Origin of the sequence: Streptomyces sp. NPDC050738 (genome assembly GCF_040654175.1) — a bacterium.
In the GTDB taxonomy this organism is placed as follows: domain Bacteria; phylum Actinomycetota; class Actinomycetes; order Streptomycetales; family Streptomycetaceae; genus Streptomyces.
Genome location: NZ_JBFAHN010000001.1, coordinates 314,275 through 338,643, shown reverse-complemented (window position 1 = coordinate 338,643; position 24,369 = coordinate 314,275). Strand labels below are relative to the sequence as shown.

22 protein-coding genes are annotated in these 24,369 nt (G+C 72.4%); 13 read left to right on the top strand and 9 right to left on the bottom strand.

All coding sequences use genetic code 11. The features are described 5' to 3' along the window. Positions 1–96: 96 nt before the first annotated feature. Positions 97–1,371 carry a nucleotide sugar dehydrogenase gene (locus tag AB0H78_RS01555; RefSeq protein ID WP_363232158.1) on the bottom strand — a complete coding sequence of 425 codons (1,275 nt, stop codon included), beginning with the start codon at positions 1,369–1,371 and terminating at the stop codon, positions 97–99. A gap of 145 nt (positions 1,372–1,516) precedes the next feature. Between AB0H78_RS01555 and AB0H78_RS01550 the strand changes: the two genes are divergently transcribed. From AB0H78_RS01550 to AB0H78_RS01525, 6 genes are read left to right on the top strand one after another with little or no spacing between them, the layout of a single operon-like run. Further along, the gene (locus AB0H78_RS01550; RefSeq protein ID WP_363232157.1) at positions 1,517–2,575 is read left to right on the top strand and encodes an NAD-dependent epimerase/dehydratase family protein; all 1,059 of its coding nucleotides are present in this window, start codon (positions 1,517–1,519) and stop codon (positions 2,573–2,575) included. A 12-nt stretch (positions 2,576–2,587) separates the two neighbouring features. Continuing rightward, positions 2,588–3,604 carry an MraY family glycosyltransferase gene (locus AB0H78_RS01545; RefSeq protein WP_363232156.1) on the top strand — a complete coding sequence of 339 codons (1,017 nt, stop codon included), beginning with the start codon at positions 2,588–2,590 and terminating at the stop codon, positions 3,602–3,604. Further along, positions 3,601–4,407, top strand: coding sequence for a WecB/TagA/CpsF family glycosyltransferase (locus AB0H78_RS01540; RefSeq protein ID WP_363232155.1), 807 nt, complete (start codon positions 3,601–3,603; stop codon positions 4,405–4,407). The genes AB0H78_RS01545 and AB0H78_RS01540 overlap by 4 nt, the downstream gene beginning before the upstream one ends. Continuing rightward, entirely contained in the window at positions 4,404–5,186 is a 783-nt protein-coding gene (locus AB0H78_RS01535) for an FkbM family methyltransferase (protein ID WP_363232154.1), read from the top strand. The genes AB0H78_RS01540 and AB0H78_RS01535 overlap by 4 nt, the downstream gene beginning before the upstream one ends. Then, entirely contained in the window at positions 5,183–6,319 is a 1,137-nt protein-coding gene (locus tag AB0H78_RS01530; protein WP_363232153.1) for a glycosyltransferase family 4 protein, read from the top strand. Before AB0H78_RS01535 ends, AB0H78_RS01530 begins: the two co-directional genes overlap by 4 nt. Continuing rightward, on the top strand, positions 6,297–7,337 hold the full coding sequence (locus AB0H78_RS01525) for an LCP family protein (RefSeq protein WP_363232151.1): 1,041 nt from the start codon (positions 6,297–6,299) through the stop codon (positions 7,335–7,337). Before AB0H78_RS01530 ends, AB0H78_RS01525 begins: the two co-directional genes overlap by 23 nt. Here AB0H78_RS01525 and AB0H78_RS01520 read toward each other — a convergent pair. From AB0H78_RS01520 to AB0H78_RS01490, 7 genes are read right to left on the bottom strand one after another with little or no spacing between them, the layout of a single operon-like run. Next, a complete protein-coding gene (locus tag AB0H78_RS01520; protein ID WP_363232150.1) occupies positions 7,295–8,347 on the bottom strand; it encodes a hypothetical protein in 1,053 nt (350 codons plus the stop codon). The two genes, AB0H78_RS01525 and AB0H78_RS01520, sit on opposite strands and share 43 nt — an antisense overlap. 18 nt (positions 8,348–8,365) lie before the next feature. Beyond that, the gene (locus AB0H78_RS01515; protein WP_363232149.1) at positions 8,366–9,529 is read right to left on the bottom strand and encodes a glycosyltransferase family 4 protein; all 1,164 of its coding nucleotides are present in this window, start codon (positions 9,527–9,529) and stop codon (positions 8,366–8,368) included. A 7-nt stretch (positions 9,530–9,536) separates the two neighbouring features. Beyond that, complete coding sequence (locus tag AB0H78_RS01510; RefSeq protein WP_363232148.1) at positions 9,537–11,003, bottom strand: oligosaccharide flippase family protein; 1,467 nt, start codon at positions 11,001–11,003, stop codon at positions 9,537–9,539. After that, a complete protein-coding gene (locus AB0H78_RS01505) occupies positions 11,000–12,073 on the bottom strand; it encodes a hypothetical protein (protein WP_363232147.1) in 1,074 nt (357 codons plus the stop codon). Before AB0H78_RS01505 ends, AB0H78_RS01510 begins: the two co-directional genes overlap by 4 nt. Continuing rightward, positions 12,070–13,065 (bottom strand): GDP-mannose 4,6-dehydratase, encoded by a 996-nt coding sequence (gene gmd, locus AB0H78_RS01500; protein WP_363232146.1) that lies wholly within the window; start codon positions 13,063–13,065, stop codon positions 12,070–12,072. The genes AB0H78_RS01505 and gmd overlap by 4 nt, the downstream gene beginning before the upstream one ends. Further along, on the bottom strand, positions 13,041–14,471 hold the full coding sequence (locus AB0H78_RS01495; RefSeq protein WP_363232145.1) for an O-antigen ligase family protein: 1,431 nt from the start codon (positions 14,469–14,471) through the stop codon (positions 13,041–13,043). Before AB0H78_RS01495 ends, gmd begins: the two co-directional genes overlap by 25 nt. Beyond that, entirely contained in the window at positions 14,468–15,274 is an 807-nt protein-coding gene (locus tag AB0H78_RS01490; RefSeq protein ID WP_363232691.1) for a glycosyltransferase family 2 protein, read from the bottom strand. Before AB0H78_RS01490 ends, AB0H78_RS01495 begins: the two co-directional genes overlap by 4 nt. A 135-nt stretch (positions 15,275–15,409) precedes the next feature. On the opposite strand from AB0H78_RS01490, the gene AB0H78_RS01485 reads away from it, so the two are divergent. The 7 genes from AB0H78_RS01485 (at position 15,410) to AB0H78_RS01455 (ending at position 22,614) form a co-directional block, all read left to right on the top strand. Then, positions 15,410–16,849 carry a polysaccharide biosynthesis tyrosine autokinase gene (locus tag AB0H78_RS01485; protein WP_363232144.1) on the top strand — a complete coding sequence of 480 codons (1,440 nt, stop codon included), beginning with the start codon at positions 15,410–15,412 and terminating at the stop codon, positions 16,847–16,849. Beyond that, positions 16,846–17,793 (top strand): GDP-L-fucose synthase, encoded by a 948-nt coding sequence (locus tag AB0H78_RS01480; protein WP_363232143.1) that lies wholly within the window; start codon positions 16,846–16,848, stop codon positions 17,791–17,793. Before AB0H78_RS01485 ends, AB0H78_RS01480 begins: the two co-directional genes overlap by 4 nt. After that, positions 17,766–18,278 carry a hypothetical protein gene (locus AB0H78_RS01475; RefSeq protein WP_363232142.1) on the top strand — a complete coding sequence of 171 codons (513 nt, stop codon included), beginning with the start codon at positions 17,766–17,768 and terminating at the stop codon, positions 18,276–18,278. Before AB0H78_RS01480 ends, AB0H78_RS01475 begins: the two co-directional genes overlap by 28 nt. A 118-nt stretch (positions 18,279–18,396) precedes the next feature. Then, the gene (gene dnaK / locus AB0H78_RS01470) at positions 18,397–20,256 is read left to right on the top strand and encodes a molecular chaperone DnaK (RefSeq protein ID WP_363232141.1); all 1,860 of its coding nucleotides are present in this window, start codon (positions 18,397–18,399) and stop codon (positions 20,254–20,256) included. After that, the gene (gene grpE / locus AB0H78_RS01465; protein ID WP_363232140.1) at positions 20,253–20,927 is read left to right on the top strand and encodes a nucleotide exchange factor GrpE; all 675 of its coding nucleotides are present in this window, start codon (positions 20,253–20,255) and stop codon (positions 20,925–20,927) included. The genes dnaK and grpE overlap by 4 nt, the downstream gene beginning before the upstream one ends. Positions 20,928–20,969: 42 nt before the next feature. Then, complete coding sequence (gene dnaJ, locus AB0H78_RS01460; RefSeq protein WP_363232139.1) at positions 20,970–22,166, top strand: molecular chaperone DnaJ; 1,197 nt, start codon at positions 20,970–20,972, stop codon at positions 22,164–22,166. 1 nt (position 22,167) lies between these two features. Beyond that, a complete protein-coding gene (locus AB0H78_RS01455) occupies positions 22,168–22,614 on the top strand; it encodes a helix-turn-helix domain-containing protein (protein WP_363232138.1) in 447 nt (148 codons plus the stop codon). 74 nt (positions 22,615–22,688) lie between these two features. Here AB0H78_RS01455 and AB0H78_RS01450 read toward each other — a convergent pair whose 3' ends face one another. Next, positions 22,689–24,347 (bottom strand): PA14 domain-containing protein, encoded by a 1,659-nt coding sequence (locus AB0H78_RS01450; protein ID WP_363232137.1) that lies wholly within the window; start codon positions 24,345–24,347, stop codon positions 22,689–22,691. Positions 24,348–24,369: the final 22 nt, after the last annotated feature.

Sequence of the window (24,369 nt, the reverse complement as noted above, 5' to 3'; positions counted from 1 at the left end):
GTCGCAATGTAGCCGGGACGGCGGTGATCTGTGTCGCTCAGGTGAGCCTCACAGGGATCCACACGGGAAACCGCACAGGAAACCTCACAGGAATCCTCACAGCCGGTCCGCCCCCGCCCCGCACCGGTTGCGCGCATCGAAGACGTACGCCGCGCACCGCTCCACCATCGCGTAGTCGAAGACGTCGTGGTCCGTCGCGACGACCACCGCATCGGCCTCCCGCACCTCGGCCTCCGTCAGTTCCACGCACAGCACGTCGCCGGGGAGCTGGGCGGGATCTGCGTACGGCTCGACCGCCCGCACCCGCGCCCCGCGCGCCCGCAGCAGCCCGGCGACCTCGACGGCCGGGGACTCGCGCACGTCGCCCGTGTTCGGCTTGTACGCGAGCCCGAGCACCAGCACCTTCGCCCCGCCCAGCGGGCGACCCAAACCGTCCTCCACCCGCCGCACCACATACGCGGGCATGTGCTCGTTGATCTCGTTGGCGAGCGAGACGAACTTGACGTCGTGGTCGAGCTGGCGCCGCACCTGCCACGACAGATACGACGGATCCACCGGCAGGCAGTGCCCGCCGACGCCCGGCCCCGGCAGGAACGGCATGAAGCCGAAGGGCTTCGTCGCGGCCGCCTCCACCGCCTCCCAGATGTCGATGCCGAGCGGCCGTGCGCACATCGCCAGCTCGTTGACGAGGGCGATGTTGACGTGCCGGAAGGTGTTTTCAAGGAGCTTGGTGAGCTCGGCGGTGCGCAGCGAGGAGACCGGGACGGTCCGCTGCACGATCCGGTCGTAGAAGGCCTCGACCGCCTCCAGTGCGTGGTCGTCGATCCCGGAGACGACCTTCGGGGTGTTCTCCAGACCCCAGCGCGCGTTGCCCGGGTCGATCCGCTCCGGGCTGTAACCCAGGTGGAATCCGCCGGGCCCCGCCGGCAGCCCGCTGCCCTTCTCCAGGAGCGGGAGCAGGATCTCCTCGGTCGTGCCGGGATACGTCGTCGACTCCAGGACCACCGTCGCGCCGGGCGTCAGGAGCGGGGCGAGCGAGCGGCCCGCGCTCTCCACGTAACTCAGGTCGGGCACCCCGTCCCGCAGCGGCGTCGGCACGGTGATGACGCAGACGTCCAGGCCCGCGGCGTCGGCGTACGCGGTGGAGACCCGCAGCCGGCCGGAGTCGAGCACCGCGAGCAGCCGCTCGTCGCCGATGTCCTCGATGTACGACTGCCCGGCGCCCAGTTGCTTGACGCGCTGTTCGTCGGTGTCCAGGCCGGTGACCCGGAACCCGGCCTCCGCCGCCCGGACGGCCAGCGGCAGTCCGACGTAACCCAGTCCGACGACGGCCAGATGCTGCGGGGCGGTGGCCGAGATTGCTGCGCTCATGCGGTGGTTCCCCGATCACGAGAAGCGTTCGTGTTATTCGCCACATATTGGGACATAACGAACTACGTTGTGGAGGGCTCGAGCCAGATGCCGCCCTGGCATCACCCCGATACCGCAACAAGAGCCGCAACCGAACGGGTGGCGTATGAATCCCTCGACCTCTACCTCGACCTACCTGGTCACCGGTGGCGCCGGCTTCATCGGGTCGCACCTCACCGACGCGCTCCTCGCGCAGGGCCACACCGTGGTCGTGCTCGACGACCTGTCGACCGGATCCAGGGCCAACCTCGAAGACGCCTGGCCCGACCCGCGCCTGCGCTTCATCCGCGGCTCCGTCCTCGACGAGCGCCTCGTCGACGAACTGACCGGCCGCTGCGACCGGGTGGTCCACCTCGCGGCCGCCGTCGGCGTCAGGCTGATCGTCGAGCAGCCGCTGACGTCCTTCCGCACGAACGTCCGCGGCACCGAGAACGTCATCGAGGCGGCGCACCGCCACGGCCGCCCGATCCTGCTCGCCTCCACCTCGGAGATCTACGGAAAGAACTCGGCGGGCCCGCTCACCGAGACCTCCGACCGCATCCTCGGCGCGACCTCCGTCGCCCGCTGGTCGTACTCCACCGCCAAGGCCGTCGACGAGATCCTCGCCTTCGCCTACCACCGCGAACTGGGCCTGCCCACCACGGTGGTGCGGCTCTTCAACACGGTCGGACCGCGCCAGTCCCCGGCGTACGGCATGGTCGTGCCGCGCCTGGTCCGCCAGGCCGTGGCGGGCGAGCCGCTGACGGTGCACGGCGACGGCACCCAGCGCCGCTGCTTCGCGCATGTCGCCGACGTGGTGGACGCGCTGCTGCGGCTCCTGGGCGAACCTGCGGCCGCGGGCTCCGCCTTCAACATCGGCACGGCCGAGGAGACGAGCATCGCCGACCTCGCCGCGCGCATCGTGCGGCGCAGCGGGTCGCCGTCGCCCGTCGATCTGGTGCCGTACGCGAAGGCCTATCCGACCGGCTTCGAGGACATGGAGCGCCGGCTCCCCGACACCGCGCGGCTGCGGGCCCTCACCGGCTGGCGGCCGCGCCGCACGCTCGACGACATCCTCGACGCGACGATCGCCGAAGCGCGGGCGGAGCGCACCGTGCCCTCCCCGGGGACCCCTCCCGGACCTCCGTCCGGACAACCGGCCGCGCCCGAACGCGCCCTGGCCTGACGGGTTTTGGGCATGTTGTACGGACTCGTGGCCGTCGCCGCCGCACTCTTCCTCGCCGCCCTCCTCACCGAGGGCCTGCGCGCGCTCGCCGTGCGCACCCAGGTCCTGGACCGTCCCGGCGGCCACAAGAGCCACACCCGCCCCACCCCGCACTTCGGCGGGGTCGCCGTGGTGACGGCCACGCTGACCGTCGCCCTGACCGGCCCGTGGGACCTTCCCGTGCCGCTGGTCCTGGCGGGCTGCGCCGTCGCAGCGCTCGGGCTCGTCGACGATCTGCGGCCGCTGGGGGCGCGGGTGCGGCTCGTCGTCGAGACGGGCGCCGCGGGCGTCGTCGCGTACGACATCGGGCTGACCCTCCTCACCGGTGCGCTGGCCGTCTGTTGGATCGTCTTCGTCACCAACGCCTTCAACCTGCTGGACAATTCGGATGGGGCGATGGGTGCGGTCGGCGCCGTCACCGCGCTGGGTCTGGCGCTCTGCGCGCTCGCCGAGGACCGCACCGGGCTCGCCGTGCTGCTCTGTCTGCTGGCTGCCGCGCTCGGCGGATTCCTGGTCCACAACTGGCACCCGGCGCGGATCTTCCTCGGCGACTGCGGTTCGCTCTTCACCGGTTTCGTGCTGGCCTCGGCCGCCGTCGCGGTGCACACCGCGTCGACCGCGGCACAGGCCGCAGGGTCCCTGCTCACCCTGACCCTGGTGGTCACCGCCGACACCGCGCTGGTCGTCGCCTCCCGCCGCCGCGCGGGCCGGCCGCTGCTGCACGGCGGCACCGACCACATCGCCCACCGGCTCCGCAGGCTCGGACTGACCCCGCAGGGCGCGGCGGTCGCGCTGGCTCTGGCCGCGGCGGCCGGGACGGGTGCGGGGATCCTCATCCACCGCGGGGCGCTGCCGCCGTCGGCGGCGCTGGTGTTCGCCGCCGGTGCGCTGCTCGCCGTCGTACGGCTGCTGAAGGTGCGCGTGTACGGGCCGGTGCGGCCCCGGACGTCGACCGCCCCGGCCATCGAGATCGCGGAGGTCCAGGCATGACCCACGCCACCGTCACCACCGTCGCCTGCGCGGGAATCCCCGTCACGGCGACCACCCCCGCCCTGGCCGCCGCCGAGCTGGTCGACCTGGCGGTACGCGGCGAGGCGGCCGACGTACACCTCTGCAACGCCTACACCCTGGCCCTCGCCGACAGCGACCGTGCCCTGCACCGGCTGCTGCGCGCATCGACGCTGAACCTGCCCGACGGCCAGGGCGTGGTGTGGGCCAACCGCATTGCGCACCGGGGGAGTTCACTGCCCCGGATGCGGGTCTACGGGCCCGACCTCCTCCTCGACGTGTTCCGCGAGGGCTGCCCCGCCGGCGTACGCCACTACCTCCTCGGCTCCACCCCCGAGGTCCTGGACCGGCTCGCCGCCGCACTGCGCGCCCGCTTCCCCACGGCCCGGATCGTTGGCGTCGAGTCCCCGCCCTTCCGCGAACTCACCGCTGTGGAGCGGTACTCGCAGCTGGAGCGGATCCGCGACAGCGGCGCACAGATCGTCTGGCTCGGCCTCGGCACCCCCAAGCAGGACCACGAGGCGGCCCGCCTCGCCGCCGCGCACCCCGCCGTGTACGTCGCGATCGGCGCGGCCTTCGACTTCATCTCCGGCAACAAGACCCAGGCCCCGCTGTGGATGCAGCACCACGGCCTCGAGTGGCTCTTCCGGCTCTGCAGCGAACCGCGCCGGCTGTGGCGCCGGGTGCTGTGGGGCCACCCCAGATTCATCTGGGCGGTCTGCAAAGGAACACGAACAGGCACACGGACAGGCACACGAGAAGGCACACGAAAGGGACGCGGATGACCACTCTTCTCCACCGGGTACGGAGCACGGCGCAGCGCTTCGGCATCGACATCTCCCGCTACCCGGCGTCCTGGGCGGGTCCCCAACTGGTCCAGTTGCTCAGACGGTTCGAGATCGACCTCGTGCTCGACGTCGGCGCGCACGCGGGCGGCTACGGCACGATGCTGCGCCGGTCGGGATTCAACGGCCGCATCGTCTCCTTCGAGCCCCTCAGCCGGCCGCGCGCCGAGCTGCGCCACGTCTCGGCCGAGGACCCCCACTGGACGGTTCTGCCGTACGCGCTCGGCGCCGAGAGGGGCACAGCGACCATGAACGTCGCGGGCAACGCGGGCGCCAGCAGCTCGGTCCTGCCCATGCTGGCCCGCCACCGCGCCGCCGCACCGCATGCTTCGTACACTGGTGAACAGCCCGCCGAGATGCACCGGCTCGACGAGCTGTGGGAGCAGATCGTCGCACCCGGCGAGCGGGTCTTCCTGAAGATGGACGTGCAGGGTTACGAGGACCGGGTGCTGCGCGGTGCGGGGGAGCGCGCCGCCGAGTGCTCGGGCATCCAGAGCGAGACGTCGCTCGTCCCGCTGTACGAGGGCGGGCTGCTCTTCAACGACGCGCTGGAGCAGATGCAGTCCCGGCTCGGGATGACGCTGATGTCGGTCGTCCCCGGCTTCACCGACCCGCGGACCGGACAGATGCTCCAGTGCGACATCGTCCTCTTCCGCGAGGACCGCGAGGACCGGGCCGCCCGTGAGGAAGCGCTGCCCGCCGCGAGGTCCGCACGGTGAAGCACGCCGTGATCGTCCAGCAGTACGTACCCGGCTACCGGATCGCGTTCTACCAGCATCTGCGGCGTGAACTCGCCGCGCGTGACGTCGAGTTGACGGTCGCTCACGGCCGCCCCTGGGGCAAGGACGTGAGCCGGGGCGACCAGCACGGGCTGCCCGGCGCGGTCGAACTCCCGCAGCGCACCTTCAGCTTCGGTGGGCGGCATCTCGTACGGCGCAGGCTCGGCGAGCTCGCCCACGACTGCGACGCCCTGATCGTCGGCCAGTCGCTGCACAGCCTGGAGAGCTACCGTCCGCTGCTGCGCCCCGGCGGGCCGCCCGTCGGGCTCTGGGGTCATGGATCCACGTACACCCGCACGCCCTCCGCGCCGCTGCGGGCCGCGAAACGGCTGCTCACCAACCGGGCCCGTTGGTTCTTCGCGTACACGGAGCAGGGCGCCCGGCATGTGATCGGCGAGGGGTTTCCCGAGCGGCGCGTCACGGTCGTGCGCAACGCCGTCGACACCGCGTCCCTGGCCGCCGCGTGCGGTGCGGTGACCCCGGACGAGCAGGCCGCGCTGCGGGCCGATCACGGGCTGACCGAGGGGCGTACCGCGCTGTACGTCGGAGGCCTCGACCAGGCCAAGCGCATCCCGTTCCTGCTCGCAGCGGCCCGGGCGGCGGCCGGACAGCTGCCCGGATTCCGGCTGCTGGTCGCGGGGGACGGCGCCCAGCGGACGCTCGTCGAGGCGGCTGAGCGGGCGGGTGGCCCCGTCCGGTACGTCGGCACGGCGACCGACGCCGAGAAGGCGCGGCTCGGGTCGGTCGCCGACGTGCTGATGGTGCCGGGCGCCGTGGGCCTGGTCGCGGTCGACTCCTTCGCACTCGGTGCGCCCGTCGTCACGACCCGACAGGCCGCCCACGGGCCGGAGTTCGAGTACCTGGAGGACGGCCGCAACGCCCTGATCGTGGACGGCGGCGACCCCGGCGCGTACGCCGATGCCCTCACCGGACTGCTCACCCGCCCCGAACGCCTGTGGGCGATGAGCGCGAACTGCCGTGCGGACGCGGCCCGTTACACCGTCGAGGAGATGGCCCGCAGATTCGCCGACGGAGTGGAAGGACTCACCTATGCACGACGCAGCACCCTCTGATCCCTCTGGACCCTCCGAGCCCTCTGGGACCGCACCCGACCCACAACGACGCGCGCAGCGCCGCAAGCGGATCCGGCTGGCCGCCATCGCCACCACGCTGCTCCTGGCCGCCGCGGCCGGCACCGGCTGGCTGTTGTACGAGCGCATCGACGGCGGGATCCGCACCGACGACGCCACCACCCGCGCGCTCGAAGAGGTCGCGGCAGACCGCCCACAGCACGGCCCCGGGCGGGCCCAGAACATCCTCCTGCTCGGCTCCGACGCGGAGGCGGGCGTCGGCAGCGAACGCGCCGACACCACCATGCTGCTCCACACGTCCCCGCACAGCGGCCGCTCGGCGCTGATGAGCGTGCCGCGCGACCTGCTGGTCGACATCCCCAGCTGCCGTACGCCCGGAGGCGGCCGCAGCGAGGCTCAACGCGCCCAGTTCAACTGGGCGTTCCAGTTCGGCGGGACGGCCTGCACGATCCGTACGTTCGAGAAGCTCACCGGGATCCGCGTCGATCACCATGCGGTGGTGGAGTTCTCCGGATTCAAGCGGATGGTGGACGCCGTCGGCGGGGTCGAGATGGACATCGACCAGCCCGTGCACGACCCGGAGAGCGGCATCACCCTGAAGCCGGGACACCAACGCCTCGACGGGGCGCAGGCACTGGTGTACGTACGGACCCGGCTGGGCGTCGGTGACGGGAGCGACACCCAGCGGATGGGCCGGCAGCAGCGGTTCATGCGCGCCCTGATGGACCGGTCCCTGAACGTGAGGACGCTCTCCAACCCGACGCACGCCTACCCGCTGCTGCGCGCGGCCGCGTCCTCGCTGACCTGCGACCCCGGACTCGACTCGCTCCGGGAGCTGTACGGGCTCGCGCGCCGGTCGTCGGGCGTCTCCGCGTCGGCCACCCGCTTCCTCACCCTGCCCCGGCAGGCGGCGGAGGGCGACACGGACCGCGACGAGCTCGTACAGCCCGAGGCGCGTCAGCTCTTCGCGAAGCTCCGCTCGGACCGTCCCGTCGCGTAGTCCTCGCCGAAGGCGGCCCAGGGGTCGGCGGGCGGTGCGGGGAGCGGGATGTGGGGGCCGAGCATGTGCAGGAGCGCCTGGGTCTCGGTGAGGCTCTCGGCCGCCCATCGGCTCAATTGCGCCGCCGTGTCCAGGAGTTCGCCCGGGTCCTGGGTGAGCAGGTCGCGGACCCGGTCCGCCGCGGCGCGCGGGCTGTCCATGAGGTGCAGCCCGCGGTCGGGTCCTGGCAGCCAGTCGAGGCCTGGATGGCGGGAGCCCACGTGGGGGCGGCCCGCGCACAGGGCGATGGGCAGGCGGTCGGAGAAGTAGCCGGTGTGGTCGCGGTAGCGGTTCCAGCCGACGGTGATCAGGGCCTGGCGCATCACGGCGAGCTGATCGTGGAAGGGGACGGGTCCTCGTGCGGCGGGGCCGCGCCAGCCCGACCCGTACAGCGAGATCCGTGTTCCCGGCAGTTGCTGCAACTCCCGTGCCAGTGCGTATCGTTCGCGGTCCCCCGGGATGAGTTCGACGCCGAGGTACGTCAGCCTTTTGCCGATGAGCGCGACGCCGTTCGGCGGGTGGTCGCGGTGGTCGTCGATGAAGTGCCGGGGCGCGGTGTTGGGCACGTAGCGCACGGGCCTCTTGCAGGCGCGCCTGAGCAGCGCCGCCTGCGGGCCCATGGCCACGCTGTACACCTCGTCCGCGCACCGCATCCAGGCCAGGTTCCGCTCGCGCAGCGGTTTGGTGATCCCGCCCCAGGCATCTCCCTCCCAGACGACCAGTGGGGGCGTGCCCGCCTCCCACAGCCAGTCGAGGACTTCGCGGCGGGACCAGCGATAGGACTGCGGGGACTGGACGAAGAGCAGGTCGGGCTGCTCGCAGTGGGGGAGCTTGTCCCCGGCGGCCGGGACCACGCACTCGTAGCGGATCAGGCCTTGTTCTTCGAGGTCGCGGAACGCGCGGGCGAAGCGGGTGCGCGGGTTGAGCGGGGTGGGCTCGTTGCTGACGTGCAGGACTAGTGGGGCGTCCATCGGGCGACTCCTGGTGGGTCAGGCGGTGGGCGGGAGGTGGGCTTCGAACCAGCTGACGTACGCCGCCGCTGTGGCCTGGAGCGGGAAGTGCGCCCGCACGCGCTCGGCCCCGGCGGCGCCAAGTGCCGTGCGGCGGACGGGATCCAGGGCGAGGGCGGTCATCGCGGCGGCGATCTGCGGAGGCCTGGTGATGTCCACGAGTTCGCCGCAGTCGCCGACGACCCAGGGCACCGCCCCGCTCGAGCGCCCGGCGACGACCGGGATGCCGATGCCCATGGCCTCCGCGCAGATCATCGAGAAGGACTCGACGCGGGACGGGTGGACCAGGACATGGACCTCGGCGGCCAGCCGGTCGAGCATCTCGGTGCGCGGGAGCGGGCCCGCGAACTCGACGTTCCCGGTCAGGCCGCGGTGCTCGGCCCAGGCGTGCGCCGGGCCCTGCGGGCCGTGTCCGTCGCCGAGGAGGAGCAGGCGGGCGCGGGGCAGTCGGTCGCGTACGAGGGCGAAGGCCCGGAGCAGCGCGCCGGTGTTCTTCAGCCGGCCCCAGCCCTGGGCCGCCGACGCGAAGAGCGGGGTGTCGGCGGGGGGCGGGGCCGTGGTGGTGGGGAGTTCGTCGGAGCGGATCGCGTTCGGGATGAGTTCGATGGGGGTGCGGAGGGCGAGGCAGCGTCTCAAGTGGGTGGCAACGTAAGGGCTGTTGGCGCTGACCGCGGTGGCTCGGTGTACTGCGGGTACGGCCATGGAGTGGCGCAGCCAGCGGTAGGCGGAGCGCATCTCCCAGGCGCAGCGCAAGGGGGCGTCGCGGGCGGTGACGAGGGCGGGGCGGCCTGAGGCGATCGCCGCGAGGGCGAACTCGTAGGTCCAGTGGGCGCTGATGACGTCGGCGGGGTGCGCGCGCATCGCGGCGGTCAGGGCGTGGCGTTCGGCGCGGAAGAGGTCGAGGGCGCGGTGGCGGGCGCGCGGGCGCTGGGGGGAGAGGGAGAGGCGCAGGTGCTCGCCGTCGTAGAACCGTGGCGCGGTGATCTCGCTGCTGAGCGCGTACACGGTGAGGTGGTGGCCCTGCTCCAGCCAGGTCCGTGCGAGCCAGCCGGTGGAGGGGCCGCTGTGGACGGCGGGCAGGCGGTCGGGCAGCCAGGGGGCGAGCGGCGCCAGGTCGACGGGGCCTGCGAGGCCGATGTGCATGGGTTCCTCACGGGTGGGGGTGGGGGTGGGAGTGGGTTCCTGTCGGGGCTCCGGGCCGGGCGCGTCGGGTGCGTGCCATCGCCAGGAGGGGGACGTGGTCGCGGAAGTGCGTACAGAGCGCACCGACCGAGATCAGGAGGGCCGCCGCAGAGGTGAGACGGCCGTGCGTGGCCAGCCGCGCCACCACCGCCAGGGCTGTCCCCAGCGCCGCGTGCACCGCGTGCGCTCCGAGGAGCCGGCCGACCGCGACCGTGCGCGTCCTGTGCCAGTGGGCGAGTTGGAGCGCGTGGCCCGCCAGGGGGGCCGTGAGCGTGGCCGCCGCGATCAGGGCGAGGTCGGCGCGAGTCCAGGCCGCCGCCAGGGTGGCGGCGGCCGCGGCGATCGCGGTGAGCTGCGTACGCAGGAGGGCGCCGGTGTCCTTCCGTACGGTGTCGACGGAGTTGCCGGTGGAGCAGAGCATCGCGCAGGCCGCCCCGGCCGCCAGTACGGGCACGAGCTGCGCGGCCTGGGTCCAGGCGGGGCCCAGGAGGAGCAGCAGGAGGGCGGGGCCCGCCCCTGCCAGGGCGCCGAGGCCGATGAGGCCGGCGGCGGAGGCTGCGCAGAGGACGTCGTACACAGCCTGTGGAGGAACACGCGCGGCGGCCAGGGTGGGGGTGACCGCCCGGTTCAGGCCCTGGGCGAGGACGGTCAGCGGGATGCCGGTGAGGAGGGCCGCGCGCGAGTAGTGGCCGGTGGCGGTGGCGCCGAGGGTGGTGGCGGCCAGCCAGAGCGGGGCGTTGTTGGTGGCCGACTGGACCAGGCCGTAGCCGGTGAAGAAGGTCGACGTGGCGAGGAGTTCGCGCGTGGACACCCCTTCGCCGGGCGGCAGTTGGGCGCGCCGGAGCGGGCGGGCCGCCGCCAGTGCGGTGAGGGCGGCGCCGAGCGGGAGCACAGCGGCGATCGCGTACGGGGTCCAGCCGGCGAGCAGCAGCGAGAGGCCGAGCGCGGAGCCGCCGATCTGGCCGCCCAGTTCGGCGCGGACGGCCGCACCGGGGAGGCCGGCTCTGCGCAGGGCGGCGACCGCGACCAGGGCCGCGGGCTGCACCAGGAACTGGAGGGCCAGGATCTGCAGCATGCCTGCCGTCTGGGGGCTGTTCCAGAGGGAGTTGAGCACGGGGACCGCGAGCTGGGCCGCCAGGCAGCAGGCCAGGCCCGCGAGCGCGGCCAGGGCGAGGGTGGAGCGCAGGAGGGGTGCGGTGAGGCGCTCGGCGCGCAGGACGCAGGTGGCGGGGCCCGAGTTGGCCAGATAGCCGAGCAGGACGGTGACGCTGCTGGCGGCGGCGTACGCACCGAAGGCGGCGGGGTCGAGGAGGCGTGCGGTGATCGCGGTGCAGCCGAGCTGGACGGCCATGGCGGCGGCGGAGCCCGCGTAATTCCAGGTGAGGCCGTGCAGGACGGTGTGGCGGGGGGCGGCCGTGCCGGCGGTGACGGTCATACGCGGGCTGCCGGGGCGTCGGCGAAGTGGTGCCAGGGGTCGGCTGGCGGGGCGGGGATGCCGAGCGGGCCGGTGAGCATGTGGCGCAGGGCGTTCTCGTTGGTGAGGCGGTCCTGGACCCACTCCCTGGCCGCCAGTCCCGCACGGTGCAGTTGGCCGGGATCTGAGGAGAGCAACTCCCTTGTGCGTGACGCGAGTTCACCCGGGGTCGCGACTTGGTGCAGGCCGTGCTCCGGGCCCGGCAGCCACGGCGCGTCCAGGACGCGGGAGGTGACGTGGACCCGGCCCGCGTACAGGCTGATCGGGAGCCGGTTGGAGAAGAAGCCGGGGTGGCGGCGGAAGTGGTCCCAGTTGAAGGAGAGGCGTGCGGTGCGGATGGTGTGCACCTGCCGGTCGAAGGGGAGCGGGCCCAGCGCCCCGGCACCGCGCCAGCCCGCGCCGTACACCGCGGTCCGTACCCCGCGCAGCCTGCGCACCGCCGCGACCGCGCGCCTGCGGTCGCGGGCGTCGTCGACGCGCTCGAAGAGGCCGAGGCGTACGTAACTGCCGCCGATGTGCACGGTGTCGTACGCCGCGGACTCCAGGTCCGGCACGGGTGCGTCCGTGCACAGATGGCCGGGGACGGTGTTCGGGATGTAGCGCACGGGGGCGCGCGTGTGCCGGGCGAACAGGGCGGCCTGCTCGCCGAGCGCCACGCTGAACGCCGCGTCCGCGTGCGCCAGCCAGGCCGCGGTGCCGGCCGGCAGCGGTTTGCGGCCGCCCCAGGCATCGCCCTCCCAGAGCACGACGTGCGGGGATCCCGCGGCGCGCAGGAGGGCCGCGACGTCGTCGGGCAGCCAGGGGAAGGAGCCGGGCGACTGGACGAGGACGACGTCGGGGCGGGTGGCCGCGGCGATACGGGTCAGGGCGCGCAGCGCCGGTTCGCGGCCCATCGGGAGCAGGGCGAGGGGCACGGCGGCGGTGTGGCGGAGCTCGCCCGCGGCGGCGAGCGCGGCGAAGGCGGGGCCGAAGCTCGGACGGGGGCCCGCGGCGCGGTCGTTGGAGAGCTGCAGGACGAGCGGCGGGGTCACCGGACCGCCTCCGCCTCCGCGTGGAGCTCCGCGTCCGTCATGATGCGGGCCAGTTCCGGGGCGAGGACGGTCGGGCGCCAGCCCAGCTCGCGGTCCGCCTTCGACGCGTCGCCGATCAGGTCGGGGACCTCGGAGGGCCTCAAGTACCGCTCGTCGAACCGGACATGGCGTTCCCAGTCCAGGCCCGCGCGCTCGAAGCAGAAGGTGAGGAAGTCGCGGACGCTGCAGCTGGTGCCGGTGGCGACCACGTAGTCGTCGGGGGTGGCGGTCTGGAGCATGCGCCACATCGCGTCGACGTACTCGGGCGCGTACCCCCAGTCGCGGCGCGCCTCCAGATTGCCCAGGTGCAGGAACTCCTGCTCGCCGCGCGCGATCCGGGCGGCCGCGCGGGCGATCTTGCGGGTCACGAAGGTCTCGCCGCGGCGCGGGGACTCGTGGTTGAAGAGGATGCCGTTGACGGCGTGAATGCCGTACGCCTCACGGTAGTTGCGGGTGATCCAGTACGCGTAGACCTTGGCGGCGGCGTACGGGGAGCGGGGGTGGAAGGGGGTCCGCTCGTCCTGGGGCGGGGCGCTCGTGCCGAACATCTCGGAGCTGGACGCCTGGTAGAAGCGGCAGGGCAGGCCGGTCATGCGGATGGCTTCGAGGAGGCGGGTGGTGCCCAACCCCGTTGTCGTACCGGTGAATTCGGGCTCGTCGAAAGAGACGCGGACGTGCGACTGGGCGGCCAGGTGGTAGACCTCGTCGGGCTGGATGCGCTCCAGGAGCGTGGCGATGCGCGAGCCGTCGGCGAGGTCCCCGTAGTGCAGGTGGAGGCGGGCGTCCGGGTCGTGCGGGTCCTGGTAGAGGTGGTCGATGCGGGTGGTGGAGAAGGTGGAGGAGCGGCGCATCAGGCCGTGCACCACGTAGCCCTTGGAGAGCAGGAGTTCGGCCAGGTACGAGCCGTCCTGGCCGGTGATGCCGGTGATCAGCGCTGTGCGGGTGGCGGGCATGGTGACTCCTGGTCCGGAGGGGCGGGGGTTGAGCCGTGGAGCAGTACGCACCACACGACGGTGAGCAGCAGGACCGTGGCCGAGAGCCCCCCGAGACCACGCAGCGGGGACTCCGAGGTGCAGTGCACGAGGAGCAGCGCGACCAGCGCCGTGGACAGGCCGCGGGTGGCCGGCGAGGTGCGGCGGGCCTGCACCACGAGGGCGGTGAGCAGCAGGAGGAGGCCGGTGAGACCGATCAGGCCCGAGTCGCCGAGGGTCTGCATCAGCTGGTTGTGCGCCTGGCCGATCCAAGAGTCGGCGGTGCCGAACAGGGTCCGGCGGTGGGCGGGGCCGAAGAGGCCGGGCCCGTAGCCGAGGAGCGGGTCGCGCGCGAACTCCGCGTAGGCGAGGGACCAGGCGCGGGTGCGGCCGTTCAGCTGGGCGTAGTCGCGGCCGGTGGCGGCCTGGGCGAGTGCGGTCTGTGCGGGGGCCGTCGTCAGGAGCAGCAGGCCGGCGGCGCCTGCCGCCAGGAGGGCGAGCAGGGCACGGGCGGGGACCCGGCGCCAGGCGGTGTGCAGGAGAAGGACGGTGCCCGCGCAGAGCCAGGCGGTACGGGACTGGGTCAGCACGACGGCGGTCAGGGCGGTCGCCGCGTGCACCGGCCAGGCGCGTCCCCGGGCCACGGGGGCGACTTCGAGGAGGAATGCGGCGGCGGCGAGCGGGCCCAGCAGGTTGGGGTTGGGCGACAGGCCCATCAACTGCCCCCATTCCAGGCCGAGATAGTCGCGGCTACGGGCCCCGGCGACGGGCTGGAGGAAGGCCCAGGCCGGGGCGGTGACAGCGGCGATCAGGCTGCCCCACACGTAACAGCGCAGCACGACGCGCAGGATGCGCAGTACGCGGGCGAAGGGCAGCCGGGGGGAGAGGTGGAGCGCGGCGAAGAGCAGCGGGGCGAAGGCGGCCGTGACGACCAGCCCGCCGTGCCGCCCGAACAGCCCGGACAGGACGGGGCCCAGCGCGAACGCGGCGGCCGCCAGGGCGAGATGCCTGCCGGGCAGCGCGCCCACCGTCCCGTCGGTGGCCCGCGTGCCCAGCCGGAGCAGCACGGCGACGGCCGCGAGACCGGCGACCAGCAGGAGCACCCCCTGGGAGAGGGCCAGCGCGCCGCTGCCGAGCAGGGGCGCGGCGAGATCCGCGTCGGTGGTCGTCGCCGTGAAGTGCGGAAAGAGCGGTGCGACGGCGGTGGTCCCGAGCCCGACGGCCCACAGCAGCGCGACGCCGATACGGACACCGGCTCCGGACGTACCGGCCCGCGCGGCCCCGGCCCCGGCGACCGCGACCGCCGCGCCGTACCCGGGCGCTGCCCGCACGCTCCGGGCCCGCACGCTCCCGGTCCGGGCAGGGCCGGGCGGCGGCAGGGTCGTCACCGCCCCACCGCCGCCCGCGCCGCCGTCTTCACGTACGGCGAGAGCATCAGCACCGGCGCCCGCACCCCGGTGTGCCGCGCGCAGTACACCCACCACTGGCGCGGCGGCAGTTCGCGCTGCGAGGTGACGCGGCGCAGCGCCTCGCGTACGCCGATGCCCGGCTCGCGGGAGCCGGTCAGCGGGGGGTTGCGGTCGCAGGTGCCGATGTGGCGCGGGGTGACGTAGGCGGGGATGCCGGCGCGGCGGGCGCGGTGGCCGTGGTCGTAGTCGCCCATGCCGTGGCGGAAGACCTTGTCGATGTCGCCGATGCGGTCGCGCACCGAGCGGGGGACCAGGACGACGTTTCCGTTGTACGTGTCGCAGGGCTCGGGCCGGCCGGTCGGCTCGACCAGGGCGAGGGTGCGGCCCGTGCGGCCGGAGTAGGTGGTGGCGGGGGAGCCGTGGGCCCTCGTCGCGCCCACGATCACCGCGTCCCCGCCGACCTCGGCCGCCGTGTCCAGGAGGACGGCGACGGCGTCCGCGTCGAGCACCACGTCGTCGTTGAGCCAGAGTTGGTGGTCCCAGTGCGGGGAGCCCGACATCCTGCTGTTGCGGCTGGCCAGGCGCATGCCGTGGCCCCAGTAGACGTGTGGGCCCGTCTCCATGACGTCGACGCCGGGGTGCGCCGCGCGGACCGCCCCCGCCGTGCCGTCGCCGCTGCCCGCGTCGACGAGGTGGGTGCGGACCACCGCCGAGGTGCCGCGCTGCGCGGCCAGGGCGGTGAGCGCGGAGAGGGTCTTCTCGCGCCGGTTGTGGCTGGTCATCAGTACGGCGATCTGGGGTGGTTCCACGCGGGACTCCTCGGCTCGACGAGCGCTTCATCATTGCCGGACAAATGCCATATATGTGTCTAGCCTGGCCGGGCGCGCTCCCCCGAACGACCCGATGAGGTGCACAGCTTGGAACTCCGGAGCATTCTGCGAGCGCTGGCCCGCAGCTGGCCCGCCGTCGTCGCCTGTGTCCTGCTCGGCGTCGCCGCCGGGTGGGCGGCCACCGCCATGACCACGCCCGTCTACCAGGCGCAGGTCCAGCTCTTCGTCTCGGCCCGCGCGGGCGGCGGCGGCGACGGACCGGGCAACGACACCGCCCAGCTCCAGCAGGGCAGCAGCTTCTCGCTGGCACGCGTCCAGTCGTACGCCGCGATCGTGACGAGCCGTCAGGTCACCGCCCCCGTCGTCAACGCCCTCCACCTCGACGCGACCCCCGAGCAGCTGGCGGGCCGCATCACCGCGGAGGCGCCGCTGGGCACCGTCCTCATCGACATCACCGTCGGCGACACCGACCCCCGACGGGCCGCCGAGACCGCGGACGCGGTGGCCGTGCGCTTCGCCGACGTCGTGGAGCGGCTCGAGACCCCGGACGGCTCGGAGAAGTCGGCGGTGAAACTCGGCGTCACCCAGACCGCCGCCGTCCCCACCACCCCCGTCAGCCCGCGCCCCGGCCTCAACCTCGCCGCCGGGCTGCTCGCCGGGCTGCTGCTCGGCGCCGGGACCGCGCTGCTGCGCGAGATCCTCGACACCACCTTCAAGTCGGCCGACGCGCTGGCCGAGAGCACGGGTCTGGCACCGCTCGGATCGATTCCGTACGAGAAGCAGGACGACGGCCTGCCGCTGACCGCGGTCGTCACCGGGCACACCGCGCGCGCCGAGGCCTTCCGCCACCTGCGGACCAATCTGCAGTTCGCGCAGTTCGCCCAGGGCGACGACAGGCCCCGGGTCGTCGTCGTCACCAGCTCGCTGCCGGGCGAGGGCAAGACCAGCACGGCCACCGGCCTGGCGCTCTCGATCGCCGAGACCGGCACCTCCGTCTGTCTGGTCGACGCCGACCTGCGGCGGCCGTGCGTGGCCCGCACCTTCGGGCTCGTCCAGGACGCGGGGCTGACCAGCGTGCTCATCGGCCAGGCGCGGGCCGAGGACGTCATGCAGCAGGCCGCAGGGCGTCTCGCCGTACTGACCAGCGGGCCGATCCCGCCCAACCCCACCGAGCTGCTCGCCTCGGAGCGGATGGGCGAGATCCTGCGCGAACTCGCCGACCTCTACGAGATCGTCATCGTCGACACCGCCCCGCTCCTGCCCGTCGCCGACACCGTGGGCCTCGCGCCGCTCGCCCAGGGCGCGATCCTGGTCGTACGGGCGGGAAAGACGCCCCGCGACCGGGTCAATGCCGCGGCCGACGCCCTGCGCACGGTCGGCGGGCGCACGCTGGGGACGGTCTTCTCCATGGCGCCGCTCTCCAAGCGCGCCGGATACGGCTACGGCTACGGCGACCCCACGGCCGACCAGCAGCTCGCCACCCCGCCGCGCCCGCGCGCGGAGTCCGTCCAGGAGGAGGCGAAGTGACCCGCCGCCCACTGGACCGCCACGCCCGCGTCCATGTCGCGGGCCACCGCGGCCTGGTCGGCTCGGCCGTCGTACGGGAGCTGGGGCGCGAGGGCTTCACCGACCTGCTCCTGCGCACCTCCGCCGAGCTCGACCTGCGCGACCGCGACGCGGTCCGCGCCCTGTACGCCGCCGAGCGCCCGGCCGTCGTGATCCTCGCGGCCGCCCGCGTCGGCGGCATCGCGGCCAACGCCGCGCGCCCCGTCGACTTCCTCTCCGACAACCTCCGCATCCAGCTGAACGTCCTGGACGCGGCCCGCGAGTACGGCGTCGAGCGGCTCCTCCTCCTCGGCTCCAGCTGCATCTACCCCAAGCACGCCCCCCAGCCGATCCCCGAATCGGCGCTGCTCACGGGTGCGCTGGAGCCCACCAACGACGCGTACGCCATTGCCAAGATCGCCGGCATCCTGCACATCCAGGCGCTGCGCCGCCAGTACGGCCTCCCGTACATCTCCGCGATGCCCACCAACCTCTACGGCCCGCACGACAACCTCGACCCGCGCACCTCGCACGTCCTCCCGGCGATGCTCCGCCGCACCCACGAGGCGCACCTGGGCGGGGCGCCGTCGATCACCCACTGGGGCAGCGGCACCCCGCGCCGCGAGTTCCTGCACACCGACGACCTGGCACGGGCCTGCCTCTTCCTACTGGAGCAGTACGACGGCGACGACCCGGTCAACGTCGGCACCGGCGAGGACCTGGCCCTGAGCGAGCTCGCCTCCCTGGTCGCCGGGGTCGTGGGCTATCGCGGGACCATCACCTGGGACACCACCAAGCCGGACGGCACCCCGCGCAAACTGCTCGATGTGACCCGCATCAGCGCTCTCGGCTGGAAGCCGGAGATCTCCCTGCGCGACGGCATCGAGGAGACGTACGCATGGCTGAAGACCGTGACCGCGAACTGACCGTTCTCTTTGTCTGTACGGGCAACATGCACCGCTCCGTCCTCGCCGAGCGCCTGCTCGCGCCGAAGCTGCCCGGGGCCCGGGTGCACAGCGCGGGCACCGAGGCCGACGAGCGGGTGGGAATGGATCCCGCCACCCGGTCTGTTCTCCGTCAACTGGGCGGTGAAGGCGGGGAGTTCACCTCGCGCAGGCTGACCGCGGCGATGGTGGCCGGGGCGGACCTCGTACTCGGGATGGAGCGCGAGCACCGCGAGGCGGCGGTACGGCTCTCGCCCGTGTCGCTGCGGCGGTGCTTCACGTTGAAGGAGTTCCTGAGGCTCGGCGGGGACGCGGGGCAGCGGGGCGCGGTGGCGCCCGTGCCGGCGTCGGTGGACGGGATCACCGATCCGTGGGGGCAGCCGTACGACGTCCTCCAGGCCTGCGCCGAGGACCTCGACCAGCTGACCGGCGAGGTGGCCACCCTCCTGACCAGGGGGAATGACTAGTTGCGCATAAGGCGTGGATAAAAGTTGAGTGGGGTCGACTCAGCTCTGTTGACGCGCTGGGATCTCTCATGCATCCTTGAGTCAGTTCCACTCAAGTCAGTCTGTTGGAGGATTCACCATGGCACGTGCGGTCGGCATCGACCTGGGCACCACTAACTCCGTCGTCAGTGTTCTTGAAGGCGGCGAGCCCACCGTCATCACCAACGCAGAGGGCGCCAGGACCACGCCGTCCGTCGTCGCCTTCGCCAAGAACGGCGAGGTGCTCGTCGGCGAGGTCGCCAAGCGCCAGGCAGTCACGAACGTCGACAGGACGATCCGTTCCGTCAAGCGCCACATGGGCACCGACTGGAAGATCGACCTCGACGGCAAGAGCTTCAACCCGCAGCAGATGAGCGCCTTCATCCTGCAGAAGCTCAAGCGCGACGCCGAGGCGTACCTGGGCGAGAAGGTGGCCGACGCGGTCATCACCGTCCCGGCGTACTTCAACGACTCGGAGCGCCAGGCGACGAAGGAGGCCGGCGAGATCGCGGGCCTCAACGTCCTGCGCATCGTCAACGAGCCGACCGCCGCAGCCCTGGCGTACGGCCTCGACAAGGACGACCAGACGATCCTCGTCTTCGACCTCGGTGGCGGCACCTTCGACGTGTCCCTCCTGGAGATCGGTGACGGCGTCGTCGAGGTGAAGGCCACCAACGGTGACAACCACCTCGGTGGTGACGACTGGGACCAGCGCGTCGTCGACTACCTGGTGAAGCAGTTCGCCAACGGTCACGGCGTGGACCTCGCCAAGGACAAGATGGCTCTCCAGCGTCTCCGCGAGGCCGCGGAGAAGGCGAAGATCGAGCTGTCCTCGTCCACCGAGACGACGATCAACCTGCCCTACATCACGGCGTCCGCCGAGGGCCCGCTGCACCTGGACGAGAAGCTCACGCGCGCCCAGTTCCAGCAGCTCACGGCCGACCTTCTGGACCGGTGCAAGTCGCCGTTCCACAACGTCATCAAGGACGCGGGCATCGCGCTCAGCGAGATCGACCACGTCGTTCTCGTCGGTGGCTCGACCCGTATGCCGGCCGTCGCCGAGCTCGTCAAGGAGCTCACCGGTGGCCAGGACGCCAACAAGGGCGTCAACCCGGACGAGGTCGTCGCCATCGGCGCAGCCCTTCAGGCCGGTGTGCTCAAGGGTGAGGTCAAGGACGTCCTGCTCCTCGACGTGACCCCGCTGTCCCTCGGTATCGAGACCAAGGGAGGGATCATGACCAAGCTCATCGAGCGCAACACCACGATCCCGACCAAGCGTTCCGAGATCTTCACGACGGCCGAGGACAACCAGCCGTCCGTCCAGATCCAGGTCTACCAGGGCGAGCGCGAGATCGCGGCGTACAACAAGAAGCTCGGGATGTTCGAGCTGACCGGTCTGCCGCCGGCCCCGCGCGGTGTCCCGCAGATCGAGGTCGCCTTCGACATCGACGCCAACGGCATCATGCACGTCACGGCCAAGGACCTCGGCACGGGCAAGGAGCAGAAGATGACCGTCACCGGTGGCTCCTCGCTGCCGAAGGACGAGGTCAACCGGATGCGCGAAGAGGCCGAGCAGTACGCGGACGAGGACCACAAGCGCCGCGAGGCCGCCGAGTCCCGTAACCAGGGCGAGCAGCTCGTCTACCAGACCGAGAAGTTCATCGCGGACAACGCGGACAAGGTCCCGGGCGACGTCAAGACCGAGGTCGAGGAGGCCCTCACCGAGCTGAAGGAGAAGCTCAAGGGTGAGGACACCGCCGAGATCCGTACGGCCACCGAGAAGGTCGCCGCCGTCTCGCAGAAGCTCGGCCAGGCGATGTACGCCAACGCCGACCAGGGTGCCGCCGCTGCCGGTGACGCCCCGGGCGCCGAGCAGGCCGCCGACGCCGCGGACGACGTCGTCGACGCCGAGATCGTGGACGACGAGAAGCCCGACTTCGGCAAGGGTGGCGCCGCATGACCGAGGAGACTCCGGGCTTCGACGAGAAGCCCGACGTCCCCTCCGGCGCCAACCCCTCGGACGCCGAGCCGAACGCTGCCGAGTCCGACACCGACTCCGTGAACGCGGAGAAGGAGTCGGGCCCGGCGGCCCCGGCCGGGGACGCAGCACAGGACATCGCTCTGACTGCCCAGCTGGACCAGGTGCGTACCGCGCTCAACGAGCGCACCGCGGACCTCCAGCGACTGCAGGCGGAGTACCAGAACTACCGCCGCCGTGTGGAGCGGGACCGGGTCACGGTCAAGGAGCTCGCTGTCGCGACGCTCCTGTCCGAGCTCCTTCCGACCCTCGACGACATCGGCCGCGCCCGTGAACACGGCGAGCTGGTGGGCGGCTTCAAGTCGGTCGCCGAGTCGCTGGAGACGGTCATCGCCAAGATGGGCCTCCAGCAGTTCGGCAAGGAGGGCGAGCCCTTCGACCCGACGATCCACGAAGCCCTGATGCACTCGTACGCGCCCGACGTCACCGAGACGACGTGCGTCGCGATCCTGCAGCCGGGGTATCGCTTCGGGGAGCGCACCATCCGTCCCGCGCGCGTCGCGGTGGCGGAGCCCCAGCCGGGTTCTCCGGCCAAGGACGAAGCGGCGTCCGCGTCGTCCGACGAGGACACCAATGGCCCCGAAGAGGGCTGACAGCACAGCGGTATCGGTCGACCGGAAGGAGGGACGTCGCTGATGAGTACCAAGGACTTCGTTGAGAAGGACTACTACAAGGTCCTCGGCGTCCCGAAGGACGCCACCGAGGCCGAGATCAAGAAGGCGTACCGGAAGCTCGCCCGCGAGTTCCACCCGGACGCCAACAAGGGCAATGCCGAGGCGGAAGACCGCTTCAAGGAGATCTCCGAGGCGAACGACATCCTCGGGGACCCCAAGAAGCGCAAGGAGTACGACGAAGCGCGTGCTCTCTTCGGCAACGGCGGGTTCAGGCCCGGCCCGGGCGCCGGCGGCGGCTCCTTCAACTTCGACCTGGGCGACCTCTTCGGAGGCGCCCAGGGCGGGGCCGGACAGGGGCAGGGCCAGGGCGCGGGCGGCTTCGGCGGCGGACTCGGGGACGTGTTCGGGGGCCTCTTCAACCGGGGCGGCGCGGGTACGGGCCAGCGGGTCCAGCCGCGCCGCGGCCAGGACATCGAGTCCGAGGTGACGCTCAGCTTCACCGAGGCGGTGGACGGGGCGACGGTCCCGCTCCGGATGTCCTCGCAGGCTCCCTGCAAGGCGTGTTCGGGCACCGGCGACAAGAACGGCACACCCCGCGTGTGCCCGACCTGCGTCGGCACCGGCCAGGTCTCGCGCGGCTCCGGCGGCGGCTTCTCGCTCACCGACCCGTGCGTGGACTGCAAGGGCCGCGGCCTCATCGCCGAGAACCCCTGCGACGTCTGCAAGGGCTCGGGCCGCGCCAAGTCGTCTCGTACGATGCAGGTCCGCATCCCCGCCGGTGTCACCGACAACCAGCGGATCCGGCTGCGCGGCAAGGGCACTCCGGGTGAACGGGGCGGCCCGGCGGGCGACTTGTACGTCGTCGTCCATGTCGACTCCCACCCGGTCTTCGGCCGCAAGGGCGACAACCTCACTGTCACGGTGCCCGTCACCTTCACGGAGGCGGCGCTCGGCGGCGAGATCAAGGTCCCCACGCTGGGCGGCCCCCCGGTCACGCTGAAACTCCCGGCCGGCACCCCCAACGGGCGCACGATGCGCGCCCGCGGCAAGGGCGCCGTACGCAAGGACGGCACCCGCGGGGACCTGCTGGTCACCGTCGAGGTCGCCGTACCCGCCGAGCTGGACGACAAGGCGCGCGAAGCGCTGGAGTCGTACCGCGAGGCGACCGCGGATACCGATCCGCGGGCGGAGCTGTTCGAGGCCGCGAAGGGAGCATGAGATGGACGGCCGACGACGCAACCCCTATGAACTGACCGACGAGTCACCGGTGTACGTCATCTCGGTCGCCGCTCAGCTCTCGGGTCTGCACCCGCAGACCCTCCGCCAGTACGACCGTCTCGGCCTGGTCTCCCCCGGCCGCACGGCCGGGCGGGGCCGGCGCTATTCGGCCCGCGACATCGAACTGCTGCGCGCCGTGCAGCAGTTGTCGCAGGACGAGGGCATCAACCTGGCGGGCATCAAGCGCATCATCGAGCTGGAGAACCAGGTCGCGGCCCTGCAGGCGAGGGTGGCCGAACTGTCCTCCGCCGTCGAGGGTGCGGCGGCGGCGATGCAGCAGCGCGAGGCGCAGGTGCACGCGTCCTACAGGCGGGACCTGGTCCCGTACCAGGACGTGCAGCAGGCGAGCGCGCTGGTGGTGTGGCGGCCCAAGAGGCCCAAGGATTAGCGCGGATCACCGTGCGTCATGCACGCGGAAAGGGCCGGAGAGTCTCTCGACTCTCCGGCCCTTTCGCGTATCGCTCAGCGGTTGACCATGAACTCCAGCCCGCTGCCCTGCGCGCCGCTGCGCCCATAGACGTCCACGGCGAAGACGGAGATCATGCAGGGACCGTTGTACGGGGGAGTCCAGGTGATGGTGGACGTCGTCGCCATCCCACCGAGCCCACTGTCGCCGCAGGCACCGGAGATGTTCCAGGCGTACCCGCGCAGCAACCGCTTCTCGTCGCCTGCACCGGGCTTGACCGTGACGGTGATCGGCGAACGGGTGGTCCCCGACGAGACCAGCGTCAGCCGCGGCGGGAGCGGCCCGGTCGCGGTGGCCGGGGTGAGGCGGTCGACGGTGGCCGCGGGGGAGGGCACGGACTCGGCCCCCTGCTGGTCGACGGCGGCGACGTAGTAGTACGCACTGCCCTGCGGGGCGGAGCGGTCGTCGTACGACGTGTCCGATGCCCCGGCACTGCCCAGGAGGGTCCAGGCGCCCGTGGCGCTGGTCCGGCGATAGACGCGGAAGCCGGTGACCGCCGTGTCGGGGTCCGCCGCCGGCGTCCAGACGAGGTGGGTGAGCGCGTCGACGGGCTCGCCCTGTACCGCGGACGGGGCGGGTGCGGTGGATGCCCCGGGGCGTGTGACGGTCACGGGGTCGGAGACCGGGGAGATGTTCCCCGCGCCGTCGATCGCGTGCACGGTGTACGTGTAGGCCGTCCCGGCGTCGGCGACGGTGTCCGCGTAGGACGTGCCGAGGACGAGCGCGGGCCCGTCAGGATCAGGCTGTCCGGAGGGCGCCGCCCAGACCTCGTAGTGATGGACGTCCGTCGAGGAGGCCCGCCAGGTGAGGGAGTTGCCGGCGGTCGTGCCCAGCGCGGACAGGCCGAGCACCCGGTCGGGCGCGGTCTTGTCGACGGTGGCGACGGGCAGGTCCGCGGTGCCGGTGGATTCGCGGCCGGCTTTGTCGTAGGCGCGGGCCTCGTAGTAGAAGACCTGGCCGGTGGCGGGTGTGGCGTCGGCGTACGAGGTGGCGGTGGTCTGCGCGACCCTCGTGTACGTCGTCGTGCCCTGGAGACGGCGGTACACGCGGTAGCCCGCGAGGTCCATCTCCGGGCTCTTGGCCCAACTGACCGTCGCCTTGCGGGTGGTGGTGCTGTACACCGCCTTGATGCCCGCCGGGGTGAGCGGCGCCGTCGTGTCGTACGTCGCCGAAGTCCTGGGCGCGTAGGTGAACTTGACGTTCGCGTTGCCCGTCCAGGCTGCGAAGTCGATGCGGAGGGTGTGCTTGCCCTTGGGGATCGTGAGGTTGAGCGTCTTCCTCTGGGTCGTCGAGACGTTCTTCCAGAGGTCGATCTTGCGTACACCGTCGAGGTAGACCCGGATCCCGTCCTGCGACTCGGCCGTGAAGGCGAAGGGGCCGCCGGAGCCGAAGTCGCGCGACAGGGACCAGCGCATGGACCAGTTGTCCTTCGCGATGCCCGAAAGGGGCGAGCCCGAGCCGTAGTTCTGGTTGATCGCGTCGTCGCAGTCGGTCTTCTTCGGGGTGCCGGAGAGGCTCGTGTTCGCGTAGAAGGTCCGCGTGAAGTAGTTCGGCTTGCACGTCACGGTCGCGGCCTCGGCGGCAGCCGGCAGTGCGAGTCCGCCGGCGACGGTGACGCCCGCCGTCAGCAGGGCGGTGCGCAGACGCATGGTCATAGAGGGAGGGCTGCTCTCGGCT

Excerpts from the sequence above, each read along its gene's own strand:
- AB0H78_RS01555 (WP_363232158.1), bottom strand. The coding sequence starts at position 1,371 with ATGAGCGCAGCAATCTCGGCCACCGCCCCGCAGCATCTGGCCGTCGTC.
- AB0H78_RS01550 (WP_363232157.1), top strand. The coding sequence starts at position 1,517 with ATGAATCCCTCGACCTCTACCTCGACCTACCTGGTCACCGGTGGCGCC.
- AB0H78_RS01545 (WP_363232156.1), top strand. The coding sequence starts at position 2,588 with ATGTTGTACGGACTCGTGGCCGTCGCCGCCGCACTCTTCCTCGCCGCC.
- AB0H78_RS01540 (WP_363232155.1), top strand. The coding sequence starts at position 3,601 with ATGACCCACGCCACCGTCACCACCGTCGCCTGCGCGGGAATCCCCGTC.
- AB0H78_RS01535 (WP_363232154.1), top strand. The coding sequence starts at position 4,404 with ATGACCACTCTTCTCCACCGGGTACGGAGCACGGCGCAGCGCTTCGGC.
- AB0H78_RS01525 (WP_363232151.1), top strand. The coding sequence starts at position 6,297 with ATGCACGACGCAGCACCCTCTGATCCCTCTGGACCCTCCGAGCCCTCT.
- AB0H78_RS01520 (WP_363232150.1), bottom strand. The coding sequence starts at position 8,347 with ATGGACGCCCCACTAGTCCTGCACGTCAGCAACGAGCCCACCCCGCTC.
- AB0H78_RS01515 (WP_363232149.1), bottom strand. The coding sequence starts at position 9,529 with ATGCACATCGGCCTCGCAGGCCCCGTCGACCTGGCGCCGCTCGCCCCC.
- AB0H78_RS01510 (WP_363232148.1), bottom strand. The coding sequence starts at position 11,003 with ATGACCGTCACCGCCGGCACGGCCGCCCCCCGCCACACCGTCCTGCAC.
- gmd (WP_363232146.1), bottom strand. The coding sequence starts at position 13,065 with ATGCCCGCCACCCGCACAGCGCTGATCACCGGCATCACCGGCCAGGAC.
- AB0H78_RS01490 (WP_363232691.1), bottom strand. The coding sequence starts at position 15,274 with ATGACCAGCCACAACCGGCGCGAGAAGACCCTCTCCGCGCTCACCGCC.
- AB0H78_RS01475 (WP_363232142.1), top strand. The coding sequence starts at position 17,766 with ATGGCTGAAGACCGTGACCGCGAACTGACCGTTCTCTTTGTCTGTACG.
- dnaK (WP_363232141.1), top strand. The coding sequence starts at position 18,397 with ATGGCACGTGCGGTCGGCATCGACCTGGGCACCACTAACTCCGTCGTC.
- grpE (WP_363232140.1), top strand. The coding sequence starts at position 20,253 with ATGACCGAGGAGACTCCGGGCTTCGACGAGAAGCCCGACGTCCCCTCC.
- dnaJ (WP_363232139.1), top strand. The coding sequence starts at position 20,970 with ATGAGTACCAAGGACTTCGTTGAGAAGGACTACTACAAGGTCCTCGGC.
- AB0H78_RS01455 (WP_363232138.1), top strand. The coding sequence starts at position 22,168 with ATGGACGGCCGACGACGCAACCCCTATGAACTGACCGACGAGTCACCG.
- AB0H78_RS01450 (WP_363232137.1), bottom strand. The coding sequence starts at position 24,347 with ATGACCATGCGTCTGCGCACCGCCCTGCTGACGGCGGGCGTCACCGTC.